At 67.4% G+C, this 25,378-nt stretch carries 21 protein-coding genes and 1 pseudogene; 6 read left to right on the top strand and 16 right to left on the bottom strand.

Annotation, left to right across the window (positions count from 1 at the left end; all coding sequences use genetic code 11):
* Nucleotides 1-25: 25 nt before the first annotated feature.
* The 3 genes from ACWDNU_RS03630 to ACWDNU_RS03620 form a co-directional block, all read right to left on the bottom strand.
* Entirely contained in the window at nucleotides 26-1,258 is a 1,233-nt protein-coding gene (locus tag ACWDNU_RS03630; RefSeq protein WP_449667615.1) for a Dyp-type peroxidase, read from the bottom strand.
* 19 nt (nucleotides 1,259-1,277) lie between these two features.
* The gene (gene efeU, locus ACWDNU_RS03625) at nucleotides 1,278-3,332 is read right to left on the bottom strand and encodes an iron uptake transporter permease EfeU (RefSeq protein ID WP_449667614.1); all 2,055 of its coding nucleotides are present in this window, start codon (nucleotides 3,330-3,332) and stop codon (nucleotides 1,278-1,280) included.
* A 76-nt stretch (nucleotides 3,333-3,408) separates the two neighbouring features.
* The gene (locus ACWDNU_RS03620) at nucleotides 3,409-3,978 is read right to left on the bottom strand and encodes a TetR/AcrR family transcriptional regulator (RefSeq protein WP_370939907.1); all 570 of its coding nucleotides are present in this window, start codon (nucleotides 3,976-3,978) and stop codon (nucleotides 3,409-3,411) included.
* 71 nt (nucleotides 3,979-4,049) lie between these two features.
* Here ACWDNU_RS03620 and ACWDNU_RS03615 point away from each other — a divergent pair, with 71 nt between their 5' ends.
* Nucleotides 4,050-4,634: a dihydrofolate reductase family protein gene (locus ACWDNU_RS03615; protein ID WP_449667613.1), complete on the top strand. Its 585-nt coding sequence runs from the start codon at nucleotides 4,050-4,052 to the stop codon at nucleotides 4,632-4,634.
* Between the two features lie 687 nt (nucleotides 4,635-5,321).
* Here ACWDNU_RS03615 and ACWDNU_RS03610 read toward each other — a convergent pair.
* The 3 genes and pseudogenes from ACWDNU_RS03610 to ACWDNU_RS03600 form a co-directional block, all read right to left on the bottom strand.
* Complete coding sequence (locus ACWDNU_RS03610; RefSeq protein WP_449667612.1) at nucleotides 5,322-6,143, bottom strand: aldo/keto reductase; 822 nt, start codon at nucleotides 6,141-6,143, stop codon at nucleotides 5,322-5,324.
* 14 nt (nucleotides 6,144-6,157) lie between these two features.
* The gene (locus tag ACWDNU_RS03605; RefSeq protein WP_449667611.1) at nucleotides 6,158-7,336 is read right to left on the bottom strand and encodes an MFS transporter; all 1,179 of its coding nucleotides are present in this window, start codon (nucleotides 7,334-7,336) and stop codon (nucleotides 6,158-6,160) included.
* A 633-nt stretch (nucleotides 7,337-7,969) separates the two neighbouring features.
* A pseudogene (locus tag ACWDNU_RS03600) lies at nucleotides 7,970-8,077 on the bottom strand (hypothetical protein); the annotation flags it as partial.
* 145 nt (nucleotides 8,078-8,222) lie between these two features.
* Here ACWDNU_RS03600 and ACWDNU_RS03595 point away from each other — a divergent pair.
* Nucleotides 8,223-9,218 carry a hydroxyacid dehydrogenase gene (locus ACWDNU_RS03595; RefSeq protein ID WP_449667610.1) on the top strand — a complete coding sequence of 332 codons (996 nt, stop codon included), beginning with the start codon at nucleotides 8,223-8,225 and terminating at the stop codon, nucleotides 9,216-9,218.
* Here ACWDNU_RS03595 and ACWDNU_RS03590 read toward each other — a convergent pair.
* The 3 genes from ACWDNU_RS03590 to ACWDNU_RS03580 are packed head-to-tail and all read right to left on the bottom strand — an operon-like array spanning nucleotide 9,215 to nucleotide 12,985.
* The gene (locus ACWDNU_RS03590; protein ID WP_449667609.1) at nucleotides 9,215-10,210 is read right to left on the bottom strand and encodes a LacI family DNA-binding transcriptional regulator; all 996 of its coding nucleotides are present in this window, start codon (nucleotides 10,208-10,210) and stop codon (nucleotides 9,215-9,217) included. The genes ACWDNU_RS03595 and ACWDNU_RS03590 overlap by 4 nt on opposite strands.
* Nucleotides 10,211-10,229: 19 nt before the next feature.
* Nucleotides 10,230-11,129, bottom strand: a complete 900-nt coding sequence (locus ACWDNU_RS03585) for an aldo/keto reductase (protein WP_449667608.1) — start codon at nucleotides 11,127-11,129, stop codon at nucleotides 10,230-10,232.
* Nucleotides 11,126-12,985, bottom strand: a complete 1,860-nt coding sequence (locus tag ACWDNU_RS03580; RefSeq protein WP_449667607.1) for a hypothetical protein — start codon at nucleotides 12,983-12,985, stop codon at nucleotides 11,126-11,128. Before ACWDNU_RS03580 ends, ACWDNU_RS03585 begins: the two co-directional genes overlap by 4 nt.
* 45 nt (nucleotides 12,986-13,030) lie before the next feature.
* On the opposite strand from ACWDNU_RS03580, the gene ACWDNU_RS03575 reads away from it, so the two are divergent.
* The 3 genes from ACWDNU_RS03575 to ACWDNU_RS03565 all read left to right on the top strand — a co-directional run bounded on the left by ACWDNU_RS03575 (nucleotide 13,031) and on the right by ACWDNU_RS03565 (nucleotide 15,749).
* Nucleotides 13,031-13,855 carry an amidohydrolase family protein gene (locus tag ACWDNU_RS03575; RefSeq protein WP_449667606.1) on the top strand — a complete coding sequence of 275 codons (825 nt, stop codon included), beginning with the start codon at nucleotides 13,031-13,033 and terminating at the stop codon, nucleotides 13,853-13,855.
* Between the two features lie 84 nt (nucleotides 13,856-13,939).
* Nucleotides 13,940-14,920, top strand: a complete 981-nt coding sequence (locus ACWDNU_RS03570; protein ID WP_449667605.1) for an acetylxylan esterase — start codon at nucleotides 13,940-13,942, stop codon at nucleotides 14,918-14,920.
* Nucleotides 14,921-14,996: 76 nt separating this feature from the next.
* Nucleotides 14,997-15,749, top strand: coding sequence for a GntR family transcriptional regulator (locus ACWDNU_RS03565; RefSeq protein ID WP_449667604.1), 753 nt, complete (start codon nucleotides 14,997-14,999; stop codon nucleotides 15,747-15,749).
* 199 nt (nucleotides 15,750-15,948) lie between these two features.
* Here ACWDNU_RS03565 and ACWDNU_RS03560 read toward each other — a convergent pair whose 3' ends face one another.
* Nucleotides 15,949-16,398 carry a MarR family winged helix-turn-helix transcriptional regulator gene (locus ACWDNU_RS03560; protein ID WP_449667603.1) on the bottom strand — a complete coding sequence of 150 codons (450 nt, stop codon included), beginning with the start codon at nucleotides 16,396-16,398 and terminating at the stop codon, nucleotides 15,949-15,951.
* A 68-nt stretch (nucleotides 16,399-16,466) separates the two neighbouring features.
* Here ACWDNU_RS03560 and ACWDNU_RS03555 point away from each other — a divergent pair, with 68 nt between their 5' ends.
* Nucleotides 16,467-16,859 carry a nuclear transport factor 2 family protein gene (locus ACWDNU_RS03555; RefSeq protein WP_370939919.1) on the top strand — a complete coding sequence of 131 codons (393 nt, stop codon included), beginning with the start codon at nucleotides 16,467-16,469 and terminating at the stop codon, nucleotides 16,857-16,859.
* 40 nt (nucleotides 16,860-16,899) lie between these two features.
* On the opposite strand, the gene ACWDNU_RS03550 is transcribed toward ACWDNU_RS03555, so the two are convergent.
* The 6 genes from ACWDNU_RS03550 to ACWDNU_RS03525 all read right to left on the bottom strand — a co-directional run bounded on the left by ACWDNU_RS03550 (nucleotide 16,900) and on the right by ACWDNU_RS03525 (nucleotide 25,300).
* Entirely contained in the window at nucleotides 16,900-18,843 is a 1,944-nt protein-coding gene (locus tag ACWDNU_RS03550) for a right-handed parallel beta-helix repeat-containing protein (RefSeq protein ID WP_449667602.1), read from the bottom strand.
* A 30-nt stretch (nucleotides 18,844-18,873) separates the two neighbouring features.
* Entirely contained in the window at nucleotides 18,874-19,752 is an 879-nt protein-coding gene (locus ACWDNU_RS03545) for a carbohydrate ABC transporter permease (protein ID WP_370939921.1), read from the bottom strand.
* An 11-nt stretch (nucleotides 19,753-19,763) separates the two neighbouring features.
* Complete coding sequence (locus ACWDNU_RS03540; RefSeq protein ID WP_449667601.1) at nucleotides 19,764-20,714, bottom strand: carbohydrate ABC transporter permease; 951 nt, start codon at nucleotides 20,712-20,714, stop codon at nucleotides 19,764-19,766.
* Nucleotides 20,693-21,937, bottom strand: a complete 1,245-nt coding sequence (locus ACWDNU_RS03535) for an ABC transporter substrate-binding protein (protein ID WP_449667600.1) — start codon at nucleotides 21,935-21,937, stop codon at nucleotides 20,693-20,695. The genes ACWDNU_RS03540 and ACWDNU_RS03535 overlap by 22 nt, the downstream gene beginning before the upstream one ends.
* A gap of 278 nt (nucleotides 21,938-22,215) precedes the next feature.
* The gene (locus ACWDNU_RS03530) at nucleotides 22,216-24,057 is read right to left on the bottom strand and encodes a heparinase (protein WP_449667599.1); all 1,842 of its coding nucleotides are present in this window, start codon (nucleotides 24,055-24,057) and stop codon (nucleotides 22,216-22,218) included.
* Nucleotides 24,050-25,300, bottom strand: a complete 1,251-nt coding sequence (locus tag ACWDNU_RS03525; protein WP_449667598.1) for an alpha-L-fucosidase — start codon at nucleotides 25,298-25,300, stop codon at nucleotides 24,050-24,052. The genes ACWDNU_RS03530 and ACWDNU_RS03525 overlap by 8 nt, the downstream gene beginning before the upstream one ends.
* Nucleotides 25,301-25,378 lie beyond the last annotated feature (78 nt).

The following is a 25,378-nucleotide window of genomic DNA, read 5'->3' as shown; positions in this document are numbered from 1 at the left end:
CCACTACACTCAAAGCAAGGTAAGCCTAACCAAACAGTCCGCTGGCGTACCAGTCGTTCCGGTCGCGGACGCCCGGCAGCGTGAAGAAGTAGCCGCCGCCGAACGGCTGCACGTAGTCCACCAGCGGCTCTCCGGCCAGCCGCTGCTGCACCGTTTCGAACTGCCGCCGCACGTCCTGCTGGTAGCAGACGAACACGTGCCCGGCCTGGAGTTCTCCGTTCGCGTCCACGCCGAGGTCGTAGTTGTAGGAGCGGCGGACCAGGCGCTGGTTGTCGGTGGCGGGAGTGCGCGGGTTGGCCTTGCGGATGTGCGAGGTCAGCGGGATCACCGCGCCCTGAGGATCGGCGGAGTAGTTCGGGTTGTCGGTCTCGGTGGTGCCGTCCAGCGGGGCGCCCGAATCGCGGCGGCGGCCGAACATCTTCTCCTGCTCGTTGATCGACACCCGGTCCCAGAACTCGACCAGCATCCGGATCAGCCGCACCACCTGGTAGCTGCCGCCGCGCGCCCAGACCGGCTCGGCCGGATCGTCGACCCACACCAGCCCGCTCGCCTCGCTGCCGACCGGATTCGCCGTGCCGTCCTTGAATCCCAGCAGGTTCCGGCCCGCACCGGACGGTCGCGGCGGCGGGTTGTAGCCGTGCATCTTCCATCGCAGCTGCATCGCGCCGCGGGTGTGCCGGGTGAGGTCGCGGAGCGCGTGGTGCACCGTGTCCGGGTTGTTGGCGCACAACTGGATCAGCAGGTCCCCGTGCATCCAGGCGGCTTCCGGCGCGTCGTCGGGGAAGATCTTCATCGGGGTCAGCTTTTTCGGTTTGCGCGCGCCGAGGCCGACGCGGTCGAAAAGACTGGCACCGAACGAAACCGTGACGGTGAGTCCGTCGGCGAGGACGGACGGGCCGAGCACCTCGCTGTCCGACGGCGGCCTCCCGACGCCCAGGTTCGGCGGCGTCCCGCCGGCGGTGAGGAACCGGGCCCGGTCGGTGAGCGTGCGCAGGAGCGCGATCAGGTCCGTCTTCGATCCGCTGAGCAGGTCGAATGCCACGAAGGCCGCGGACGCCTGTTTTTCCGCCGGAGCCGGGGTGAGCACGCCGGACTGGTTGGCGCCGTGGAATGGATGCTCGGTCGCCGGGGCCGGTGCCGCGCCGGCGGAGCGTTCGTCGGCCTGGGCGCCGCCGATCAGCACGCCTCCGGTGAGCGCCGTGCCTGCCGCGCCGGCGGCCGCGCCTTTCAGGAAGTTGCGGCGATTGACGTTCGTCACTTCGGGATTCACCAGCCGATCAGTGGCTCGGAGGAACTTCGAGCAGAGTGGGCACCGCGGACAGCGTCTCGACGACAGCTCCGGCCGCGCCGTTCACCGCCTGGCGTTGGGCGAGGGTGCTGGGCGAGTGGTTGGCCAGTGCTTCGTGCAGCGTGTCGAGCTGCTTTGCCGCGGTCTGGACCAGATTCGGGGCGCGCTCGTTGAGCAGCGGGGTCAGCTCGGCCAGTACGGTCCGGGTGACGTCAATGTCGGCATCCGTTGCGGGGTAGGAAGATCCGCTGCCTTGATCGTCCATTCCGGACAGGTGATCGCGGATCGCGTCTTCGAGGATTTCGTGCGCGCGGATCGGCAGCTTCGTGGGATCGCCCGCGACGTCGTCGGTGGCGAGTTTTCCGCGCAGGGCCGCGAGATCCTGGGTGAGCTGGTCGGCGACCGGGACCAGCGACGCCGGAGCCTGGCCGTGCCACAGGCCGTACTCCAAGCGGTGCAACCCGGTGAAGCCAGAATCGGCCGCGCCCGCGGGCAAACCGCTCGGCAGGCCGTCGACCGCAGTGCCCGCGTCGCCGAAGCTGTTGTAGGACGCACCGACGCGCTCCCAGGCGAGCTGCGCGGTGAGCCAGTCCTTCTTCGCCGCCTCAGTGTTGTTTGCCGCCAGATCCGCGCGGACCGTACCCACCGCGGTCGACACCATGCCGAGTTGCTGGGCGGCGTAACCGAGATATTTCTGGTTCGGCCCGGTGAGATCTTCTGTGGTGACCGGCTTGACCGGCGCTGGACCGTCGGTGACCGCGCCGCCGCTGACCTGCACCGGAGCCGACGCGATGGTGGCCTGTCCGGACATCAGGCAGTGGAACGTGTAGGAGCCGTCGCCCAGCGTCGCGGACATCGTGGCGCTCGTGGCCGGACCGATCGTCTCGATCTCCGCGACGATCCCGCCGCTGCTGTCGTCGAGCCGGATCTCGCCCGCCTTCGCGGTTTTGTTGGTCACGGTGATGCTCTGCGGCCCGGCCGGTGCGGACTTCCATTCGGGCGCGCAGTCGTGCTCGCCCACCGAAACCGTGGAACCCGTTGCGGCTTGGGGAAGCGCGGCGATCACCAAAGCCGCCACCGCGACCGGTACCAGCACCAGCGCGCCCGCGACGACCACGGTGTGCTTGCCCGCTAGGCGTTCCCACTTCCCCGCTGGCGCGGCTTCGCTTTCCGGCTTCCGCTCGACCGGCTGTCGCCCGGCCTTGACGAACAGCGGGATGACGACGGCGAGGTACACGAGCCAGGCCGTCACCTGCAGCACAGTCATCCGGGGCGTCAGCTCGGTGACGCCGCTGATCAGCGAAACCCACCACGAGTTCGGGTCGAGCGTGCCGGTGAGATCGAACGCGACCCAGCTCTGGCCGGGCAGCACTCCCCCGTCCTGGAGATCGCCGAGGCCGTAGGAGAGGACACCGGCGGCGATGACGATCAGCACGAAAGCGGTGCGGCTGAAGAAAACGCCGAGGTTGAGTTTGACGGCACGGCGGTAAAGCAGCCAGCAGAGCAGAATCGCGATGCCGAGCCCGAGCGCCGCTCCGGTCAGCGGCGCAACCGTGGTGCCGGACGCTTTCACCGCCGTCCAGAGGAACAGCGTGGTCTCCAGCCCCTCGCGGCCGACAGCCAGGAACGCCGTGAGCGTCAGCGCGCCCGCGCCGATCGCCACCGCGCGTTCGACTTCGCCGCGCAATTGCGCGGAAAGCCCCATCGCGGTCCGGCGCATCCAAAACACCATGCCGGTGACGAGGAATACCGCGAGCACGCTCAACGAGCCGCCGACGATCTGCTGCGCCCGGGAAGAAAGGACATCGGTGGAAAAGGTGAGAATTGTGGCGAAACTGCCCGCTACGGTCACCGCACCCAATACGCCCAGCCACACCGGAGCCGTGGACACTGCGTCCTCGGTGCCGCTGTCCGCGCCGCTGCCCGTGCCGCCGTCCGGCCGCATCTTGCGCAATGCGGCCAGCAGGATGCTCACGACGAGGCCTGCTTCCAGCCCTTCGCGCAAGCCGATCATCAGGTTCGGAACCGCGTCTGCCCACTGCACGCAGATTACGATAGGCAAACCTAAATTTTCGGTCGAGAGCGGGCCGGGAAACGGTTCTTTTCCTCCCGGATAGTCCTTATTCGGGGCCGATGATGCGGTTGACCGCCTCGGTGATCAATTCTTCCCGTTCCGCTTCGGAGAAAACGTCCGGCAAGGTGAGCTGTTCGACGATCAGCCAGTTCAACGCGAGAATCAGCAGCTTGACCGCCGTGGCGTCGCCGGGCAGCCCGGACGCCAGGTGGTACGCGACGTTCCCCTCGACGTCGTCGCGGACCCGCTCCGTCAACACCCTGCGCAACTCGGGCCGCCGAGTCGCCTCGAGCCGGAGTTCCAGCAACGCGAGATACCCCGTGCGAAACGCCGCGATCCGGCCGACCAGGTCGCGCATCAGCTGTGCGTACGACTCCCGGTCCTCCAGCCCCGGCGGGAGCGAGTCGTCCTCCGGCTGCAGCCGCTCGTACACGCGGGCCCCAGCCTGGGTGAAGAGCTCGTCACGGTTGGCGAAGTAGTTCGACGCCGTCCCCGCGGGCACGCCGGCCTCCGCGTCGACCGCCCGGAACGTCAGTCCGCGCGCACCCTCCCGCGCCAAGACCTCGATCGCCCCGTCGACGAGCGCAGCCCGCCGCTGGTCGTTCCTCCGCACCATTTGACACCACTCCAGTTGTAGTTGTACGGTTCAAACCACTTCAACCAGAGTACTACAGACGGAGTTACCAGATGCGAAAGCTCGTGTACTACATCGCGGTCACCCTCGACGGCCGCATCGCCGGCCCCGGAGACGAGTTCGACTTCTTCCCGGGGGGCGATGCTCAGCAGACCGCCGCCTACATGGGATTCATGAACTCGCTGTACCCGGAAACCGTCCCGACCGCCTTCCGCGCCATGGCCGGTGTCGAGGGCGCCCCGAACCGCAGATTCGACACCGTGCTGATGGGCCGCGCGACGCACCAGCTCGATCCGAGCGTCCCGAGCCCCTATGCGCACCTGCGGCAGTACGTCGTGTCGAGCACCCTGAAACCGGACATCGACCCAGCCGTGACTGTCGTCCCCGGTGACCCAGTCGGCCTCGTGAGAGACCTGAAGAAGGAGGAAACCGGCCAAGACATCTGGCTCTGCGGCGGCGGCAAACTGGCCGGAGCGCTGCTGCCGGAGATCGACGAGATCGTGCTGAAGAGCTACCCGGTGGTGGCCGGCGCAGGCATCCCGATGGTGGACGGCGTGTTCGACCCGACGGTGTTCTCCGTGGCGGAGCGAACGGCCTTCCCGAACGGGGTCACGGCTACCCGGCTTGTGCGGAACTAGACGAGCTGCTCGCCGCACCACTGCCGACGCTCGAACCGGCTCGGCGCCCTCGTCGCAGCTGAGCGAGCCGGTCGAGGCCAGCAGACCGACTGGGCCGTACGGCAGTAAGTGAGGGTCCGGTGTCTTGAGAAACTCGCGGCAGCCGGAGGAATCATGCGCCCGCTGGCTCCTCCGGCAAAGCTGCTAACGGTCGCGCGGGTCGTTCGCCGCTCCCGGTGCCCCGGACAGCTGGTCACCCCGCCGCGCTAGCTCCCTCGAACTCTCGCCGCTTCCGGTACGCCCGCCGACCATCGCGCAAGTCCTCGACCGGCTCCCGGCACCCCGCCCGCCAGGAAACATGCCGACTTCCCCGGAGCCCTCACGACACTTCCAGCAGCCTCGCCGCCAACCGTGCAGGTTCCCAACCGGCTCCCGGCACCCCGGCCCACCAAGAAAGATGCCGACTCCCCCGCAGCCCCCACCACACGTCCAGCAACCTCACCGCCAACCGTGCAAGTCCTCAACCGGCTCCCAGCACCCGCCCACCAAGAAAGATGCCGACTCCCCCGCAGCCCCCACCACACGTCCAGCAGCCCCGCCGCCAATCGTGCAGGTTCCCAACGCGCTCCAGGCCTCCGGATACACCGGATCGCCGGGAGCCGCGTTGGCTCCCGGCGACCCGGCTTTCCCTTACCCCGCAACGATCAGTCAGTTGAGCTCATCCGGGTCCGGACCAGTCCGCAGGCCGCGGTCGGCGGCGGCGATCGCGGTGAGGTCGGCGGCGGTCAGCTCGAAGTCGAAGACGTCGAGGTTCTGCCGGATCCGGGCGGGCGTCACGGACTTCGGGATCACGATGTTGCCCAGCTGCAGGTGCCAGCGCAGCACCACCTGCGCCGCGGACTTCCCCGTGCGCGCGGCGATTTCGGTGATCGCCGGGTCGTTCAGGACGGCGCCCTGGGCGAGCGGGCTCCACGCTTCGGTCGCGACGGCGTGCTCGGCGTGGAAGGCGCGCAGTTCCGTCTGCTGGAGGCCGGGGTGCAGCTCGATCTGGTTGACCGCGGGCACGAGGCCACTGTTGTCGAGCAGACGGCGCAGGTGCGCGGGCTGGAAGTTGGACACGCCGGCGGCACGGATCCGGCCGTCCTTGGCGAGGTGTTCCAGTGCGCGCCAGGTGTCGAGGTAGCGGTCGCGGGCGGGCGTCGGCCAGTGGATCAGGTACAGGTCGACGTAGTCGAGACCGAGTTTGGCAAGGCTGGCGTCGAAGGCGCGGAGGGTGGAGTCGTAGCCCTGGTCTTCGTTCCACAGCTTGGTGGTGACGAAGAGGTTCTCGCGCGAAATCCCGGACTCGGCGATGGCGCGGCCGACGCCGGCCTCGTTGCCGTAGATCGCGGCGGTGTCGATGCTGCGGTAGCCGGCTTCGAGAGCGCTGGTCACCGCGGCGGCGGTCTGGTCGTCCGGGACCTGGAAGACGCCGAAGCCGAGCTGCGGGATTTCGACGCCGTTGTTGAGGCGGACGTTAGGGACAGTCATGCGAATTGCCTTTCTCAGTGCTGGACAAGGGGTTCGGCCACCGCGACGCGCGGACGGCGCTCGAGGGCGGCCGACCAGATCGCGAGGCCGAGCGCGGAAGCAGCGAGCGCGGCCCCGACCCAGTTCGGTGCGGTGTAACCGAATCCGGCGGAAATCACGACGCCGCCGAGCCACGCGGACAGTGCGTTGCCGAGGTTGAAGGCGCCGATGTTGACGACGGAGGCGAGCGTCGGCGCGCCGTGCGCCTGGTCGAGAACGCGCTTCTGCAGCGGCGGCACGGTGGCGAACCCGAGCGCTCCGATCAGCAGAATCGTTGCCGCGGCGAGGATCTTGCTGTGCGCGGTGACCGTGAACAGCGCCAGGACGATCGCGAGGCCGCCGAGGCTGACGTACAACATCGGCATGAGCTTGCGGTCCGCGAACCGGCCGCCGGTCAGGTTGCCGAGGAACATCCCGATGCCGAACAGCACCAGCAGCCAGGTCACCGCGCCCGCCGAGTATCCGGCGACCTCGGTCATCATCGGGGCGATGTAGGTGATTGCCGCGAAGACACCGCCGAAGCCGAGAACCGTCATGGCCATCGCGAGGACAACCTGGACGTTCCGGAACGCGGCCAGCTCCTTGCGCAGATGCGCGCCTTCCGGCCGGGGCAGATCCGGCACCAGCTTCGCGACTCCCGCCAGCCCGACAACGCCAAGCGCCGCAACGATCCCGAAGGTCACCCGCCAGCCGACCGCCTGCCCGACGAACGTCCCGAGCGGCACACCGACAATGTTGGCGACGGTCAGCCCGGTGAACATGATCGCGATCGCGCCCGCGCGTTTGTCCGGCGCGACCAGCTCCGCCGCGACGACCGAGCCGATCCCGAAGAACGCCCCGTGCGCCAGCGACGCGACGATCCGCCCCACGAGCATGACCCCGAACGCCGGCGCGACCGCCGACAGCAGGTTCCCCGCGACGAACAGGCCCATCAGCAGCATGAGCATGGTTTTGCGATTGATCTTCGTGCCGAGAATGGTCATCACCGGCGCGCCCGCGACGACCCCGAGCGCGTACCCGGTCACCAGAAGGCCCGCGGACGGGATGGAAACCCCGAAGTCCGCGGCGATCTCCGGGAGCAAGCCCATGATCACGAACTCGGTGGTGCCGATCCCGAAGGCCCCGATGGCCAGCGCTACCAGTGCTAATGGCATGAGCCCGCGTCTCCTTGGTGTGCGTCTCGGTCTGCGTGTTGGTGCCGCTTGTCGGCTTCAGCAATAGTTGCATACGCGCCTTGTTGTTGGCGCGCGTTGTTGATGAGGGTCACAGTTGCGGCTGACGCGGACGGGCGAGGTGCGCGGGCCTCAAGGCGGCGGAGATGAAGCCCGGATTGGCATGAAGCCCAGGCCGATCGGACCATGGGCGGCGATCCTCGCTCGGCATGGCTCCGGACCTCGTCGACTGCCGGCCAAAAGACGAGCGGACGGTATGCAATCGACCGGCATACCTGCGACTGGTCGACAAGCGACGGAATCCCGACGACGGTCGCCGCTACGCCGCACCGCAGGATCCAATCGGCGGGATCCGTGCGACTTCCCGACTCGACGGTCAGCGTCCAGGGAGGTCTTCGGCGGGCCACGGCCAGGAACGCGTTCGACAAACCACGGCGAAGGAAAGCTTCGGCTCGGCGGCAGCCAGGAAGGTCTTCTGCGCGCGACGATCGTGGAGGTCCCCGGCGCGCGACAGTCAAAGAGCCTTCAGCGAGAGGCAGTCGGCCGGATCCTGCAGATAGCCGTCGCGTCGGCGGAATGTCGTCGATTGCATACAGTCCGCCGGATGTTGTTTGTCGGATGTTGTTTGCCGAATGTGGTGCCGCAGTCGACCTCGCCGACCATGACGTCCTGCGAAACGTCCACCAGACGACGGATCAGGTAACCCGAGTCGGCGGTACGGAGCACCGGATACGGGCAGTGGGGATGTCGTCGACTGGAGTCAGTCGGTCAGATTCAGTTGACTGACTTCATGTAGCCGGTCTGCGGTATGCAATCGACCGGTCCTCCTGACTAGGATAGAAAGCGCTTACTATCCCCGGAGGTACCCATGACGCAGCGGCCTCGTGCGTTGTTCGCGATGGCGTCCCGCTATGTGCCCGGTCTCTTTCCCGCTCCGGTGCTCGAACGGGTGCGTGCGGTGGCGGACCTCGATCCCGACGTGGTGGTCGAGGATTTCGGGGAGGTCGAACTCTCGGACGTCGAGGTGCTGATCACTGGCTGGGGGTGTCCGCCGATTACCGGCGAGGTGCTTGAGCGGGCGCCTCGGTTGCGGGCGGCGTTTCATGCGGCTGGCGGGGTGAAGGCGCATGTCACCGAAGCCTGTTGGGAGCGTGGTCTGCGCATCACTTCAGCGGCCGACGCGAACGCGCTTCCGGTGGCCGAGTTTTCGTTGGCGGCGATTTTGTTCGCGGGCAAGGACGCGTTCCGGGAGCGCGAGAGCTACCGGAGCCATCGGACGCCCGGGGATCCGGCGTCGGGCGGGGAGCCGGGCAACTACGGTGCGCGTGTGGGCGTCATCGGGGCGTCTAGGACTGGGCGGCGGCTCATCGAACTGTTGCGGCCATTCGATTTTCGGGTCGCGGCGACTGATCCATTCCTCGATCAGGAAGGGGCGGCGCGGCTCGGGGTGGAGTTGCTTGAGCTTCCGGAACTGTTGGCGGCCAGTGACATTGTGACCGTGCAGGCTCCGGATCTTCCGGAGACTCGGAATCTGCTGGACACTGCTGAACTGGCTCTCCTGCGCGATGGCGCGACGCTCGTCAACACGGCCCGGGGTGCGCTCGTCAATACCGCGGCGCTTACTCGGGAACTCGCGGCCGGGCGGATCAAAGCGGTATTGGACGTGACGGAGCCGGAAGTCCTGCCGCCCGGTCATCCACTGTGGACGTTGCCGAACGTCTTCCTCACCCCGCATCTGGCCGGATCGCGCGGCAATGAACTGGCGCGGCTCGGGGTTAGTGCGGTGCGGGAGTTGGAGCTATACGTCGCGGGGAAACCAGCTGCGTATCCGGTGCACCGGGCTGAACTGGCGCGGCTCGCCTAGAAATGGGCGACGGAAGTTCGGACTACGACGGAAGTTTCCAGCACAGGATGTTCCGTACGGCCGGAAAGGGCGAGGTGCACGGCGGCGCGGCCCAGTTCCTCGTAGGGCACCCGGACGGTGGTCAGGCCCAAGTCCTCCGCTAGCTCCAGATCGTCGTAGCCGACCAGGGAGACGTCTTCTGGAACGCGTAGGCCGTGCGAGTGCAGGGCGGCGCGCGCACCCGCGGCGACTAGGTCGGTAGCGGCGAACACGGCGGTGAAATCTTCGGGCAGCCGGGCGCAAAGTTGCTGGTAGCCGGATTCTCGGGTGAAGTCGGACGGTTGCACCCACCCGGCGTGGCCCAGGGCGCGCCGGTAGCCTGCCAGGCGATCGGTGACCGTTGTGGTTGCGGGGCCGGAGGTCGGACCGCCTAGGAAGAGGATTCTTTGGTGGCCTGACGAGAGCAGGTGCTGGGTTACCGCGTAGGCACCGGCTTCGTTGGCGTATTCGACGGTGGGGACGTCGTCCACCGGAGGTCGTCCACATAGGACCAGGCGGGAATCGGCGGCGGTTAGCCCGTTGGACAGGTCGGTGATTTTCTTGCGGTATTCCTCGTCGTCGATTACGCCGCCGATCAGGATTACTGCGCTGGCTCGTTGTTCTCGCAGCAGGTGGAATACGGCGCGTTCTCGTTCCGGGTCGCCTTGTGTGGTGCAGATCAGGCTGAGTGCACCGTGTTCAGCGCTTGCCTCTTCGACACCTTGGGCGGCATGGGCGAAGGCTTGTGCGCGGATGTCTGGCAGTACGAACGCGACCGTCCGCGGGGCGACGCCCGCAAGGGCCCGGGCGTGCACGTTGGCGACGTAGTCGAGGGCCTGGATCGACTGTTCGACGCGGCGGCGGGTTTCAGCGGCAACGGGGTAGTTTCCGGCCAGCACACGCGAAACTGTCGCGACGGACACCTGTGCGTGCTCGGCGACCTCACGCAGCGTCACCCGGTTTCTGCCCGGCATGCCGGAACAGTACTCGGGCTCAGGATGGCAGCAGTTCCGGCGGTACGAAACCTTCGGAGGCGAGCCGTTTCCACAGCTCATCCGGGATCGGCATCCGGAAGTCGGTCGCGTTGCGGGTGACCTCGGCGACGGATCGGCAGCCGACTACGACGGACCGGACTGCGGGATGCAAGAAAGGGAACTGGATGGCGGCCGCGGTGAGGGGGACGGCGAAATCTGCGCATAGTTCCGCACAGCGGCGCGCGCGGGCCAGTGGTTCGGCGGGCGCTGGGCGGTAGTTGAACATCGCGGCGGAGTTCGGGTCGGCTAGCAGGCCGGTGTTGAATACGCCGCCGACGACCACCTCGGTGCCGCGTTCGGCGCACAGTGGCAGCAGGGTTCGTAGCGCATCGTGGTCTAGCAAGGAGAATCGGCCTGCGATGAGGACGACGTCCACTTCGTATTCGGCGACATATGCGGCCAGTTTTTCGGCGTGGTTCATACCGAAGCCGATGGCTCGAGTCAAACCTTCGGCACGCAGTTTTCGCACGGCTGGGTATGCCGATGCGCGGACTTCGTCCGGGAATTCGTCTGGGTCGTGCAGGTAGAGGATGTCCACAGAGGACCGTTGCAAGCGAGTGAGGCTGGATTCCAGCGACTCTCGGATGCCGCGTTCGGTCCACACGGGTTCTACTGTGGACTCTGGGCGCAGCAGCCAGCCGGTTTTGGTGGAGATCACCGGGCGAGGGACTTCCGGCAGCAGGCGGCCGAGTCGTTCCTCCGCTTGGCCGTGGCCGTAGCGCGGGGCGGTGTCGAAGTAGGTGATCCCGCTGTCGACGGCGGCGCGGATAGTCGCTGCGGCGTCCATTTCGGACACCTCTTCGAACAGTCCGCCCAACGGCGCGGTGCCGATGCCTAGGCGCGGCAGGTCGACGTTCATCGTTCGTTCTCCCAGGGTGCGCGCATGGTCGGCGTCGAAGCCCGCAGCGTCATCGACAAAGTGAGTTGGACTGCGCTCGACGGGGGCAGTTCAACTCGCAGGTACCGGCCGTTGATGGGAATGGCCGGAGCGTCGTCGACCCGTACCGATTCCAGCCGGTGTTCGGCGAAAGTGCCGGACTGCAGCACGAGATTCCGCGTGGTGGTACCGAGATTCACCAGGTCGACGACGGTGTGCTCGGTCGCGATGTCGGACACCAGCGCGGCGACGTCTTCCGGCAGGCCGGCGCGACGGAGGTCTGCGTCGAAGTAGCGCAGGTGCAGTTGGGCGAGGCCGCCGTTGTACAGGATCTGCGGCGACCCGGTGGTCAGCTGCAGCAGCGCCTCGGTGACGACGGGGTTGTGGTCCTGCCAGTGATGGATGTCCAAAGCGCTGGGGACAGGCAAAAGATCCTGCTCGATCGCGGCCAGCTTGGCTGCGCTGCTGTCGAGAGCGCTGCGCAGCATTCGTTCCGGGAATTCGGGATTGCGGCCGTGCAGGTATTCGAACCACGGTTCTTCGTGACCGGCTTCGTCCTTGAGGCGTTGCGTGTGGACGGTCGTCCAGTCCCAAGTGGACTCGGCGCGCAGGCGTTCGATCCGGTCGAAGTCGGCGGAGTTGCGGCTGAACTGCCACAGCGAGACGGGCAGCTGTGTCGGCATGATGTTGTAGTCGAACCAGCCGGAGTCGTCGTGTCGTTGCGGGACCATCAGGGTCGGGCGGCCGTCCAGTTCGCGCAGGTGTGGTTGCCAGCGTTTCTTCAGCGTGCCCATTTCTGAACCGGTGCGCGGTTCTGCTTGCTTCAGGACAGCGTCCTGCGGGTTGCGGGCAAGGTCTAAAAAGGACTCGTCGCCGGTTAGCAGTACGGCGTTCATTGCCGCGACCAGTGTGGCGGTGCCGACTGGGTTCAGGCCGTGCGGCCAAGCCCAGCCGTAGTGTCCGCCGTACCAGCGGCCGTCCAGGTGTTCGCCGACTTCGCCGTGCAGGCCTGCGTTGTCCGGCAGCACTTCGCGGTCTTCAAGCCGGGAGAGCCAGGTGCCGACGTACTCAGCGACCCAATCTGCGTACCGTTGTTCGCCGGTCAGCAGGAAAGCGGTAGTAACCAGGCTGGTCACGGCCAGGTTTACGACTACGTCGCCGCGGCCCATTCGCTCCCACATTTCCCGGCCGTAAGCACGGGCCTTCGCCGGGTCTTTGAGGTCGTCGAACTCTGTGATGCCCAGCCAGTCCAGCGGAAGTCCGTACGGGCGCAGCGCTTCGCTCCACGGGAAGTACTCCTCGTGGTCGCTGAATCCCCAGCGCGGACCCACCGCGCCGGTGTGCGGCGCGCGGATCACGCGGTGTTCGGCGGAGTAATTCGGCCCTCCGGGCAGGTACAGGTCGGCGAACCGGACGGCCAGGTCGCGCAACTCGGCGTCATCGGGGCGCGCCAGGCAGAGCGCGTAGTAGAGCAGCAGGCCTTCGCCCTGGTGGAACCAGTCGTAGCCGCGCTCGATGCCGTCGACGACCATGCCCATTTCCGTCAGCTGCGCGGTAACGCCGCGCCAATGCCGGTGTGCGGCGTCGAGAATCTCCGCGCTGCCGCCGAGCAGGTAGAGGGTCGGCCAGTTGAAGAACGGTTCGTAGAAGTCGTCGACGCCGTCGCGGTCGTCGTGGCCCTCGCCGAGCTTGTCGCGGAAGACCAGCCGGCCGTCGCCTTCGGTGTAGCGGGCGGAGAACACCGGCCACGCCCGGTCCAGCGCAGCGAACAGGTCCCGTTCCAGCCGCGCCCACTCGGGCACCGCCGTCAGTTCGCGACCGGCCCGTACCTCAGGCACGTCCTGCACCGTCGCCACCCGCTCTCTATTGCTGATCGATAACCGATGGCTATCATCGAGACCGGGATTCCCCGTGTCAATACTCCCGGAGGCCGCGAGATGTTCGACTGCCACGCGCATCTGTGGGACCCGGCCGCCGGGTTTCCCTGGATCAAGCCCGGTTCGCCGCACTGCCGCGCATTCGGCTCAAGAGACCTGGAGGACGCGGGCGCGGGGCTGGGCATCACCGGAACTGTGCTGGTCGAAGCGTCGCGCGGGGATTCCGGGGAGACGTCCGCCCTGCGGGAACTACGACGGCGGAACCCTGAACTGATCGCGGGCTACGTCGGGAATCTGCACGTCTGCGAAGCCGCCGAGTTTCGTACGTTGCTCGCCCAGCCGGAACCGCCGAACGGGATGCGGATCGGCGGCGCGGATTGGACCGCTACCCCGCCAGAAGCCCGCGCGCTCGTGCCGATGCTGGCCGACGCGGGGCTCGTCCTCGAACTCAATCTTCACCGGCACGCATTGCGGACCGCGGCCGAAGCGGCAACGGAAAACCCGACGCTGACCGTCGTGGTCGACCATCTCGGCAACCCGTCTGACCTCGGCGAATGGCAGCGAGAACTCCAAGAAGCGGCGACGGTGCCGAACGTGGTCGTGAAGCTGTCCGGCTTGCTGACCCAGCAGCACGGCACTCCGGCGATCGCGAGGCAGGTGCTCGACGCGGTCGGCGCCGAGCGGTGCGTCGTCGGCTCCGACTGGCCGATCTGTCTGCCGCGCGGTTCCCGCGCGGAGTCCTTGGCCCGCTCGATGGCGGCCGTTTCCCCGGCGGAACGGGACGAAATCCTGGTCAGCACGCCGCGCCGGATCTACCGGCTGGCCGGTTGACAACGTTCCCGCGCGCCTGGTTCGATTCAACGATCGATAGGCGATGATTGACTGTCGCCCCGGGAGTCCTGGAGATCCGACGCAATGGCCTTCTTCGACCTGCCCCTCGACGAGCTGGAACGCTACCTTCCGACGCTCCCCGAACCGGCCGACTTCGACGAGTTCTGGGCGAAGACGCTCGCCGAGCAGCGGGCTGCCGACGTCGAGGCGACCTTCGAGCCGACGCCGAACGGCCTCGCCACGATCGACACCTTCGACGTCACCTTCCGCGGCTACGGCGGCGCCCCGATCCGCGGCTGGCTGCAACTGCCGGTCACGCGCACCGGTCCGCTGCCCGCGGTCGTGGAATACCTGGGATACGGCAGCGGCCGCGGGGTGCCGCACGAGAAGACGTTGTGGGCCAGCGCCGGGTACGCGCACTTCATCATGGACACCCGCGGCCAGGGCGCGGAAACGCCCGACCCCGACCCGTCGACCGGCGACATCGCCGCCCCGGGGTTCCTCACCCGCGGCATTCTCGACCCGCATCGCCACTTCTACCGCCGCGTCTACACCGACGCCGTGCGCGCGGTCGACGCGGTGCGCACGCATCCGGAGGTCGATCCGGCGCGCGTCGTGGTCACCGGCACCAGCCAGGGCGGCGGGATCGCGCTGGCCGCCGCCGGACTCGTGCCGGATCTCGTCGCGGCGATGCCCGACGTGCCGTTCCTGTGCCATTTCCCGCGCGCCACCACGATCACCGACAAACCGCCGTACGTCGAGGTGCAGCAGTTCGTGAAGCTGCGCCGGCAGCACGCGGAAACGGTGAACCGCACGCTCGCTTATCTCGACGGCGCGAGCCACGCCCGGCGGGCGAACGCGCCGGCGCTGTTTTCCACCGCGCTGATGGACCACATTTGCCCGCCCTCGACGGTGTTCGCCGCGTTCAATCACTACGGTGCGCTCAATGGGCTCGCGCCGGAACACAAGAGCATCCGCAGCTATCCGTTCAACGACCACGAGGGCGGCGCGGCCCCGCACGAAACGGTGAAACTGGCCTGGCTGGCCGGGCTGCTCGGGAACTGACCCGGTCCATCGATACCTGTTAGGCGATCCCGCCTATCATGGCAGGACGGTTCCGGCAGCGCACGATGGGAATCTCATGGCAACGACACGGCAAACCGACGACGCACCAGCGGGTTTCGCCTCCACGCTGGCCACGAACAAGGACCAGTTCCGCAACCCGCTGATCTCCGACCGGGTGTACGCACTGCTGCGCCAGGCGATCGTGGACGGCGAACTCGAGCCGAACGAACGCGTCGTCGAATCGGAAATCGCGCGCAGGCTCGGCGTGAGCCAGGCCCCGGTCCGCGAGGCGGTCAAACAGCTCGCCCGCGAAGGCCTGCTGACGCACATCCCGCGGCGCGGCAATTTCGTCGTCGAGATCTCCGAACAGGACGCCGAACACGCGCGGCAGGTGCGGGAACCGCTGGAACGGCTCGCCGCGCAGCTCGCCGCCGAGCACATCACCGACGAGCACCTCGCCGCGCTCGACGAACTGGTCGAGGACATGCACCGCGCGGTGGCGCTCAACGACGTCGGCAAATTCCGCGACGCCGACATCGCGTTCCACACGCTGGTCAGCCAGATTCCGGGGAACCCGTTCCTCACCCGGATGTGGGAGGTGCTGGAGCCGAGCCTGCGCGCGCTGCGGGCGATCGCGGACCCGCTGTTCGACGGCGATTGGCACGCGATGGCGGACGAGCACAGCCGGCTGGTGTCGCTGCTGCGCGAACGCGACGGGGAAGCCGCGGCGGAGGCTTTCGCGGCGCACGCGGCCGGGCAGTCGCCGGTGCCGGATCCTCGGGCGCAGAAGAAGCGGGCTGCTCGCGGGAGTGCCAGCCGGAAGAAGTGAGGGGGCTGGTGAGTGTTCATCGCGGTGAGAACCGGGACGAGCACTCGCGAGAAACACCTGAGTGTGTGCCGGACAGGTGCGCGGCCATCGGACCCGCGGCTTCGGCTCCCGCAAGGTACGTGAGGGGAACTCTGAGGGAATCTGATTCCCTCAGAGTTCCCCTCACGTACCTCCGCATCGCGCTGCGGGCCTGGCGTGCTCAGTCAGCCTCGTGGTCAGCCAGCACCCGGCCCAGCAACCCCGCTAACGTCGCCCGTTCCTCCGCCGACAACGCGGCCAGCAGCTCGCCCTGGACCCCGTCCAGCACTTTGTCCATTCGGCGCAGCTGGCGGCCTCCGGCTTTGGTCAGGTGCACGATGTTGCGCCGCCCGTGATCCGGGTCCGGGGTGCGTTCCGCGTAGCCCAGTTCGGTCAGCTGGTTGACCGCCGCCACCACGTCGCTGCGGTCTACCCGGCAGCGGCGGCCCAGGTCCGCCTGGCTGGCCGGGCCGAACTCGTCCAGCGCCGCGAGGATCCGGTAGTGGTATCCGCGCGCCCCGGCCTCGGCGAAGCCCTGAGATACCAACCGGCGGGCGTGCACGGTCAGCTGGGTGAGCAGCCAGCTCGGCTTCTCCGTCAGGCGGCGCGGGATCTCGTCCATGCCGCTCATGCTAGCAGTGTTGGCGCGACCAACAATTTTGCTCTAGTGTTGGTCGCACCAACATTGAAGGAGTCCTCATGCCGACCACTGATCGTCTCGACGTCGCCGAACTGTTCGCCCGTCTCGCGCGGATGCTGGACGAGCGGCGACACGACGAGATCGACCGCGTTTACCATCCCGACATCGCCGTTCATTCCCCGCGCGGCGAGCTGAGAGGGCTGGCCGAGGTGACCGAGTTCCTCACCCAGCAGCGCGACGAACTCGCCCAGCACGTGCACAGCGACATCCTGATCGACCTCGACGGCGAGCACGCCACTGCGACTGCCAACCAGCTCGTCTACTTCTACCGCGACGGCGAGCCGCCCCATCGTCGCAGCGGCTTGCGGCTGACTACTGCTGCGGCCAAGACCGCGGAAGGCTGGCGATTTACCGAGATGGGCATCAGTCCGGCGTGGATCCAGGAGAACTGAAAAGCAAACGGCGCCCGGATCGTTCCGGGCGCCGTGCGCTTTACCGCGTTGCTCCGGCGGTCCACCTAGGAGCACCGTACTGATACGCGCCGAGGCTTGGCGTCGGGTCGGTGGAGCCGTCGTTGATGCCTGGCAACGGGATCGCCGCGTTGCGTGCCGGGGAATCCGCGCTCAGCCGGTAATCGTGCGTAGCCGCGTCGACGAACTTCGGGTCGGTGTCCGCTGGGAGATTGTTCGAGATCAGCATTCCGCCGTCCGTCGCACCGGCCAGGCCGACGATCTCGCCGATGTTGTTGTACAGCTTGGTTCCGGTCGATTGCCCCGGTCCCTTGACGTAGAACAACGTCGCGCCGCCCGTGTTGTTGTAGACGAGGTTGTTGCGCGAGCCGGAACCGAGACCGTTCAGCATCACGGTTTTCTCGAGGTTGTTCCATCCCACGTTGTTCGCGATGGTCAGGTTGCTCTGGCCGTTGTCGGCATAAATCCCGGCGACGGCGAACGGGTTCACGCCAGGTGTGGGCGTGCCGTCGTGCAGGATGTTGTGGTCGATCGACGTTTGCAGCATGTCGGAGGCGCAGCAGGTGTAGATCGCCGCCGTATCCAGGCTCAGCCGCGCGTATTGGGAAATGTCGTTGTACGCGATCCGGTCCGGTCCGGGTGTCGTACCCGCTGCGACGTCCCATTGCAGGTTGATGCCGCTCCGGCCAACGCGGTAGATCGTGTTGTGCTGCACGGTTTGGCTGTTGCCCGCGACGGCGATGCCTGCCGCGTAGGTGCCGAGATAATCAGCATCGTGGATCACGTTGTTGGAAGCGGTGTTGTGCTGGCCACGCAACGCGATCGCATTTCCTGCGCTGTATGCGAGGTTGCTGTTGACGACCTGGTTGTTCGTGCCGTTGATGACCAGACCGGTGTCGGCGACGCCGCGCGTGACGGTGGAACCGCAGTCCGTCGCGCCTTGGGTGATGTCGGTGTAGTGCGACAGGTAGTGGGCATTGATCTTGTCCAGCACCACATTCGTGCTCGAAGAACCGGTCTGGACCGAAGCGCCGAACAGGGTGAGTCCGGTCAGATTCGTATAGCTGCTGTTGGTGAGGTCAAAGGCGAGTTTGCGCCGTTTCGCCTCAAGGTTGTGTGCGGCCGGGTTGTCCGTGCTGTACACGTAAAGCCGTTTGGCGGCGGTGTCGTAGAACCACTCCCCCGGGTTCGCCAGTTCGCCGATCTTGCCGAACAGGGAGTACCGCGTGTCCTTCGGCACGACCTTGTGCGTGCACGGCGGAGCCGCGGCCAACGTCACCGAGCCCACAGCCGAACTGGCCACTGTGGACGTTGCCGACACGTACCAGTACCCGGTCAGCGCGCGGGCACCGTTCCAGTATCCGGCCGGACGGGTCATGCCCGGGTCGACGATGGTCGCGTCCGCGCTGCCCGCGCCTGCGTACGCCAGCTTCGGCGTCACCAGGTCGAGACCTGGGTAAGGCCACTGCGCTTCGACGCCCATGGTTCCGTCGGTGAACACCTGCACAGTGGTCACATCGCTGCCGAGATCCACCGCGGTGCTGTAGACATTCCCCGCCGAAACCGCCTGGCTGAACGGCGAATTCGCGGCGAACGGGTCCGTCTTGGCAATGGCAGCGACGTCGGCCGCGGACACCTTCGCCCAGCCGCGCACCGGCTCCGCGCCGCTCAGCGTGACCTTCTCGCCGGGCGCGGTGCGATAGGCGATCGGCTTTCCGGCGGTACCGGAATTGGCTGGCTTCACCGTTTCCCGGTAGGTGCCGCCGGCGATGACACAGGTATCACCGGCCACCATCACGTCGGCGCATCGCTGGACGTGCTGGAACGCCGCGGTCGGGGCCTGCCCGTTCGCGGTGTCGTGGCCGTTCGTGGCCACGTAGAACGTGCGCCCGGCGGCCGAAGCGGCGGGGGCGACGGCGAGCGTCGTGACGAATGCGGCCGCCAGGACCGCGACCTTCCTCAGCACTGCATTGTCCTTACTCCTCATGAGAGAGACTCAGCCCTTCACGGCCCCGACGGTGAGGCCGCTGATGATGTGCCGTTGCATGTAGATGAAGAAAATGATCACCGGCGCGATCGCCAGCAGAAGATTCGGGAACACCTTCGTCAGGTCGGTCGAATACTGGCTGATCCCGGCGTAGATCGCGGTGGTCACCGTGTAGTGGCCGGAGCCGGGGCTCAGCAGGATCTGCGGGCTGACGAAGTCGTTCCAGATGCCGATCGAATTGAGGATCAGCACGGTGACCACGGCCGGGCGCATGAGCGGGAAAATGATCATCCAGAACGTCCGGTAGCGGCCCGCGCCGTCGATGGTCGCGGCGTTGTCGATGTCGACCGGAATGGTGCGGATGAAGCCGACGAACAGGAAAATGCTCACCGGCAGCGTGGACGCGACATCGTGCGCGATCAGGCCGGTCACGGTGTTCGCGAGGCCGACCGAACGCAATACGTAGATCACCGGGATCACCAGTGCCGCGCCCGGAATGAACGTGCCCGCCAGGAAGTACAGCAGCAGCAACTGGGTGCGCTTCTTCAGGCTCCGCGCGATCACGTACGCCGCGGGTCCGGCGAGCGCGATGCAGAAGATGTCCACCATGACGACGAGGAACAGGGTGAATCCGTAGCCCTGCAGCACATTGAAGTCCGGGCTCGTCGCCGCGGCCTTGACGAAATCGAAGGTGAAGTTCCCGACCGGCAGCGCGAACGGGTTGTTGACGATGTCTTCCTGCGGTTTGAAGCTGTTGACCAGCAACAGGTAAACCGGCACCACCATGACCACGAGGAGCCCGGCGAGCAAGACGAACCGGACGACGCCGCCCTCGCGATCCGTGACCCGCTTCGCCGGAACAGCCCGCGGCTGCGCCTTTACCACCACTGCTTGCCCCCTTATCCGGCCGCGGCTTGGTCTTGCCGGTTGCGCAACGCCGTGACCAGCAGGGCGAGCGCGGCCGAGACCACCATCAGGAACACGGCCTGCGCGGTCGCGTAGCCGATTTTGGTGCCCTCGAACGATTTGGCGAGGATCAGATATCCGTACGTCTGGGTCGAACCGGCCGGGCCGCCGCCGGTGAGGCTCACGACGAGGTCGTAGGCGCGGATCAGGCCGACCAGGTTCAGCACGGTCGCGACGGTGACCACCGGGGCGATCATCGGGACGACGATCCGCCGGTTGATCTGCGCCTTGGACGCGCCGTCGATCGCCGCCGCTTCCAGCAGTTCCGCGGGTACCGTCTGCAGCGCGGCGACGAACAGCACCACGTTGAAGCCGAATCCGGCCCACACGATGACCCAGATCAACGCGATCAGCGCGAGCTTCTCGTCGAACAGGAAGCCGATCGGACCGAGCCCGAATTTCTGCAGCGTGCTGTTGATCGCGCCGTTGGTGCCGAGGATCGCCGCCCACAGATAGCCCAGGATCAGCGCGCTGATCACGTGCGGATAGTAGGCCAGCGCCCGGAAAAACGAGTTCCATTTGGACCGTCCGCGCAACGCCAGCGCGTACACCAGCCCGCCGCCGACCATCAGCACCGTGCCCGCTACCGAGATGATGCCGGTGACGTACCACGCGCGGCCCGATGCCGGGTCTGAGAACAGCTTCGCGTAGTTCTTCAGTCCGACGAACACCGCCTTGGAGAAGCCATTCCAGTCGGTGAAACTGAGATATATCGCGACCCCGACCGGTACGACAGTGAGCACGGTGTAGAGCAGCACCGCCGGACCGCTCATGCCCAGCGAGACGGCCGCCGCGCGCAGCCGTACTCGGCGCGGGCGGGTGTTCCGCCGACGCGGGGCCGGCGGTGCTTCGACCGGCCTCGTCAGCTCTGCGAGTTCCACCATTTGTCCAAACCCTCCGCGACTTGCTGCGCCGACGAGCCGGTGTACAAGGACTGCACCTGGGTGTTGAGCTCGGTGGTGTACCCGTCGATCGGCTGGCGCTCGCCCGCCTTCACGAGCACCGACGGCGCGGCTTCGAGGATCTGCTGCACCTGCTTGCCCAGGCTCGACATCTCGTAGCTGAAGCCCTTGCGCAGGTTGCCGTCCGCGGCGAGCTGGCTGCGCACGGCCTCCTTGTCGGTGACGAGCCAGCGCACCAGCTCGGTCGCCTCCTGGGGGTGCGGCGAGGCGGCGGCGACCACGTACGGGTCCGCGACGTTGCCGAACTGGCCGGACGGGTACGCACCGTCGGTCGGCATGCTGAACACGCCGATCTCGTCGCTCTTCTTCGCTTTGTCCGCGGAGGGAACGAAGTACGAGCCCATCACGTACATCGCCGATTTGCCGGCGAGGAACGCGGCCTGCCCGTCGGTGTAGGTGAGGCCAAGCGCGCTCTTCTGGAGGTAGCCCTGCTGGATCCAGCTCTGGTAGCGCTGCAGGTACTTCACGTAGCCACTGTCAGCGAAGCTGACTTTCTTGCCCGTGCGCTTCACTGTCCACTCCGGATCGGCGGTGAGCACGCCCGCGTCGGCCATCATGGAGAACTGCGCGCCCGGCACCCATTGCCCCGCAGTCTGCAGCGGCTGAAAGCCCGCTGCCTTAAGCTTGCCCATCGCCTCGGTGAACTGGTCGAGAGTCTTGATCGCGCCCGGGTCGACCCCGGCCTTCGCGAACGCGGCCTTGTTGTAGAACACCAGCGACTGGATTTGCTCGCCGACACCGACCAGGTAGCGCTTGCCCTCGATTTCGTGCTGCTGTGCGAGCGGGGTGTCCTTCGTCCACTCCTGGTCGCTGAGGTCCGTGAAGAGCTGCGCGTTCTCCTTGGTCGGGATGATCTGCTGGGCGATGTCCGGCGGATCGCCCGCGGCGAGGTCCTGGTTGAGCTTCGCGCCCGCCGAGATCGTGCCGGTCAGCTCCAGCTTGACGTGCACGCCCGGATGCTTCTGCTCATACTGGGCGAACAGGCCCTTCCAGTACTCCTGGGTGAGGTTCGGGGTGATGTTGACGATCACCCGCAACGTCGTCTCGCCGGACGCGTCGGACGACCCGCCGCCGCACGCCGCGGTCGAGCCGAGCACGATCGTCGCCGCAACGGCAGCGATGCCTCGGTGCCAGTGTTTTCTCATGTCAGCCACACGCTCCATTGCGTAATCGCGAGTAATCGATAGTCGAGATGAAACCACGCGCCCTAGGTACGGTCAATAACGAAACGGAAGCGAAACGCCTGTGCCGCAACGGAAATCGCAACCACGTGGGCGCACGAAGACAGCGTTGCTCAGCGCTGGGCACACCCGCCGACGCCAACCCCGGACGCCGGGTCGATGCGGGAAATGATCAATCCCTATCCATCGTCTATCGATAGATGATCGTAGACCTGGTCCTCGGCCTGTTCAAGACCGGATTTTCACCGTCGCCAGCGTGCCTCGACCCGGCGCGCGGCCGGATCGGTGACCCGCAGGGTGAGCCGCGTGAGGACGTTTCCCCAGCTCAGCCGCAAGAGCGGATCGTCGAGCGGCTGCTCGCACAGTTCCGCGACCGCCACCGCGGGATCCCACGCCAGCCGCAGCGTCCGCCCGTCTGCGGCAACCACAGCCCAGCCGTCGCCGCATACGACCGAACCGGCGAGGAGATGGTGCAGCAGAACGGGTTCCGGATCTCCGTCCCACTCGTCCTCGACCACCACCTCGCCTTCCGCCCGGGACAACTGGACTGTCCGCTGCCACCTCGGCACCGCACCGTCCGGGTACGCGCCGCTCAGTTCCGCGCGCAAGCTCGGCTCGCTGAGATCGACTGTCACCGCGCGAGCGCCGTACCGCGAGCCAGGCACCTGCTCCGCGCCGGGTTCGGGGACGTTGTGCCAGCCGCTGCGGAACGGCCACGCGGCGTACCGGTTGGGGCCGAACGTCGCGGCGGTGTACGTCGGCCGTCCGGCGTCGACGACCATCGGACGCCCGTCGAGCGCGACCCAGTACGTGCCGACGTCGAGATGGTTGTGGTGCTCCCCGTTGTGCCCGGCCTTCGCCGCCACCGCGAGCCCGTCGACACGGCCGGTTTCCTCGCGTGCCACCAGAATCTGGACTCGCGGGAACCACGATTCGCGCGCCAGCCATGGGGTCTCCGGGCTGCCGTCGAGAGCGGCCCGGCACCAGTGCGGATCCCGCAACGCGGCGAGCGCGCGGCCGAGCCCGGCCACCGGATGCACGGCGCGACCGGACAACCGCGCACCGGCCGCCGCGTGCGCCGCCGTCTCGGGTTGACCGAGCAACCGGCCCCATTGATATGGCACATGCCAGGGTTGAGACAGCAGCAGCCGTGCGGAGGCATCTCCGACGTTGACATACCAATCCTCGCCGAGGTGCATCCGCTGCGGATATCGCAGCAGCTCAGCGAACGGCGCGCGGACGTCCGGACCGCCGACTTCCGCGAGCAGATCCAACGCTTCCAACAACCGGCACGGACCCTGCCACCAGTACGCGATGCCCTCGTCGATGGCACCGTCGTCGGGCAGCGCGGCGAGGTAGTGGTTGAGTCCTTCGCGGACGAGCCGCACCAGCCGAATCCGGCGCGGCCGGTCGTCGCACAGGAACACCGCGGCGGCGAGAACCGCGCCGTGGATCCACGGATTCCAGTTGTTCGCGGTGCCGTCCGCGCCGATCCACGCCCAGTCCCGGATCCGCTCGAACGGGCCGAGCACGCGCCGGTCCGCCTCGCGGCGAAGACGTCGGCGCAGGCCCGGTGCGCGCAGGTCCAGATGCGGGCCGAGTACCTGGTCGGCCCAGGCGAAGAGGGACACCACGTCGGCCGCGCCGAGGTCGAGGAACGGTTCGTCCGGGTCCGGGAGGACGTCGCCGCGGGCCGCGGTGAACCGGTCGTGCGGGGCCCAGCACCAGCTGGTCGCCTCGGCGAGCGCGACCAGGCCGTCGATCGCCGCGTCGAGGTGCGGGCACTCCCCCGGCGGCGCGGTGGCCGGCGCGACTTCGCCGGTCAGCACGGCGGCCAGGACCAGCACGGTGACGCGTTCCTTCAGCTGCCGGGCCTTCGTTTCGTACGCGCTGCGGTTGCCGTCGCGCAGCGGGCGCGCCCAATCTCCGGCCAGCAATTGCGGCATAGGGCGGTCGAGTTCGATGGCTGCGGCGACCAGGATGTCTTGCCGCGTCGAGGATTCCGCTGCGTCCCAGACCGCGCGATCGGTGACGTCCGGCAGGTTCGGCTCGGTCAAGTCCACATCGGACAGTCGCTCACGCATCGGCGTCGAGGAACAGTTCGAGGACCGGGAGCAACACGTCCGGCGCGATGATCGGCAGGGTCAGGGTGAGCGTGCCCGCGTCCTGGCTCGGCGGCGCGAGGTTGTTGTGCTCGTGGTTTTCCCCGTCGAGCTGGTGGAACCGGACCTCCGAACCGTCGTGCAGCAGCTGCGCGTACCGGACGCGACCGGCCAGCCCCGGCAGATGGAGGTGTTTGAGCGGCCAGGACAGCAGGTGCACGTACAATCGGTCGCCGACCTGCGTGTACAGCACGTTCGACGGCGGCGTGAACTCCGCCGGACCGGCGTTGTGCACTGAGCGTTCGTGGAGCTGCATCCACCCGGCGATCGCGGCGAGCGTTTCGCGGGCGCGCGGGTCGAGCGCGCCGCGGCCCGTCGGACCGACGTTGAGCAGCAGGTTTCCCCCGCACGCCACAGACTGGACCAGCATCCGCACCAGCAGCGCGGGGTCTTTGTACTCGTGGTTGTCGCGGTCGTAGCCCCAGGATCCGTTGAGCGTGTGGCAGGCCTCCCAGCGCACCGGCACGCCGTCGCGCTCCAGCGGACGGTCCGGTTGGTACTGCTCGGGCGTCACGTAATCGCCGGGGATGCCGAGGCGGTCGTTGACCAGGATGCCTGGGCGCAGTTCGCGGACGAGGGCCAGCAGTTCCGCCGCGCCCCAGTCTTCAGGACCCTTCGCGGGGTAGGTGAAGTCGAAGAACAGCAGATCGATGTCGCCGTACTCGGTGAGCAGTTCGGTGACCTGGCCGTGCAGGAATTCGCGGTAGCGGGCCATGTCGCGCGGCTGTTCCCGTGCGGCGGCGTCGGCGTGCAGCGGGTGGTAGCGGTCGATCTCGAAGTCCGGGTGGTGCCAGTCGAGGAGCGAGTAGTACAGCCCGACGCGGATTCCTTCGGCGCGCATCGCGTCGGCGAACTCGGCGACCAGGTCGCGGCCGGTGACGCGGACCGAGTGGTAGTCGGTCAGTTTCGAGCCGAAGAGACAGAAGCCGTCGTGGTGCTTGGCGGTCAGCACGGCGTAGCGCATCCCGGCCGCGCGGGCGGCTCTGGCCAGCGCCGGGGCGTCGAACTGGTCGGGGTCGAAGCGTTCGAGGTAGCGGTCGTACTCGGCGTCCGGGATCGCCTCGCGGCTGCGGACCCATTCGTGCCGCGCGGCCAGGCTGTAGAGGCCGAAGTGGACGAACAATCCGAACCGGGCCGGCTCGAACCAATCCGGGGCTGCGGGCACAGCGGTCTCCCTTCAGCGGGACCTGCGGGGGTCCTCGGGGGTCTCCGAGGTTGACAGCGCTCGGCCGTCGGCGGTTAC

Source organism: Amycolatopsis sp. NPDC003676, from assembly GCF_053587275.1.
This window is presented reverse-complemented; position numbering and strand designations above follow the sequence as displayed.

Bases quoted from the DNA above. Each gene is read 5' to 3' on its own strand.
- ACWDNU_RS03565 (WP_449667604.1), top strand. From the start codon at position 14,997: ATGGCAACGACACGGCAAACCGACGACGCACCAGCGGGTTTCGCCTCC.
- ACWDNU_RS03605 (WP_449667611.1), bottom strand. From the start codon at position 7,336: ATGCCATTAGCACTGGTAGCGCTGGCCATCGGGGCCTTCGGGATCGGC.
- ACWDNU_RS03575 (WP_449667606.1), top strand. From the start codon at position 13,031: ATGGCTATCATCGAGACCGGGATTCCCCGTGTCAATACTCCCGGAGGC.
- ACWDNU_RS03615 (WP_449667613.1), top strand. From the start codon at position 4,050: ATGCGAAAGCTCGTGTACTACATCGCGGTCACCCTCGACGGCCGCATC.
- ACWDNU_RS03595 (WP_449667610.1), top strand. From the start codon at position 8,223: ATGACGCAGCGGCCTCGTGCGTTGTTCGCGATGGCGTCCCGCTATGTG.
- ACWDNU_RS03590 (WP_449667609.1), bottom strand. From the start codon at position 10,210: ATGCCGGGCAGAAACCGGGTGACGCTGCGTGAGGTCGCCGAGCACGCA.
- ACWDNU_RS03540 (WP_449667601.1), bottom strand. From the start codon at position 20,714: ATGGTGGAACTCGCAGAGCTGACGAGGCCGGTCGAAGCACCGCCGGCC.
- ACWDNU_RS03555 (WP_370939919.1), top strand. From the start codon at position 16,467: ATGCCGACCACTGATCGTCTCGACGTCGCCGAACTGTTCGCCCGTCTC.
- ACWDNU_RS03570 (WP_449667605.1), top strand. From the start codon at position 13,940: ATGGCCTTCTTCGACCTGCCCCTCGACGAGCTGGAACGCTACCTTCCG.
- ACWDNU_RS03610 (WP_449667612.1), bottom strand. From the start codon at position 6,143: ATGACTGTCCCTAACGTCCGCCTCAACAACGGCGTCGAAATCCCGCAG.
- ACWDNU_RS03535 (WP_449667600.1), bottom strand. From the start codon at position 21,937: ATGAGAAAACACTGGCACCGAGGCATCGCTGCCGTTGCGGCGACGATC.
- ACWDNU_RS03620 (WP_370939907.1), bottom strand. From the start codon at position 3,978: ATGGTGCGGAGGAACGACCAGCGGCGGGCTGCGCTCGTCGACGGGGCG.
- ACWDNU_RS03530 (WP_449667599.1), bottom strand. From the start codon at position 24,057: ATGCGTGAGCGACTGTCCGATGTGGACTTGACCGAGCCGAACCTGCCG.
- ACWDNU_RS03585 (WP_449667608.1), bottom strand. From the start codon at position 11,129: ATGAACGTCGACCTGCCGCGCCTAGGCATCGGCACCGCGCCGTTGGGC.
- ACWDNU_RS03560 (WP_449667603.1), bottom strand. From the start codon at position 16,398: ATGAGCGGCATGGACGAGATCCCGCGCCGCCTGACGGAGAAGCCGAGC.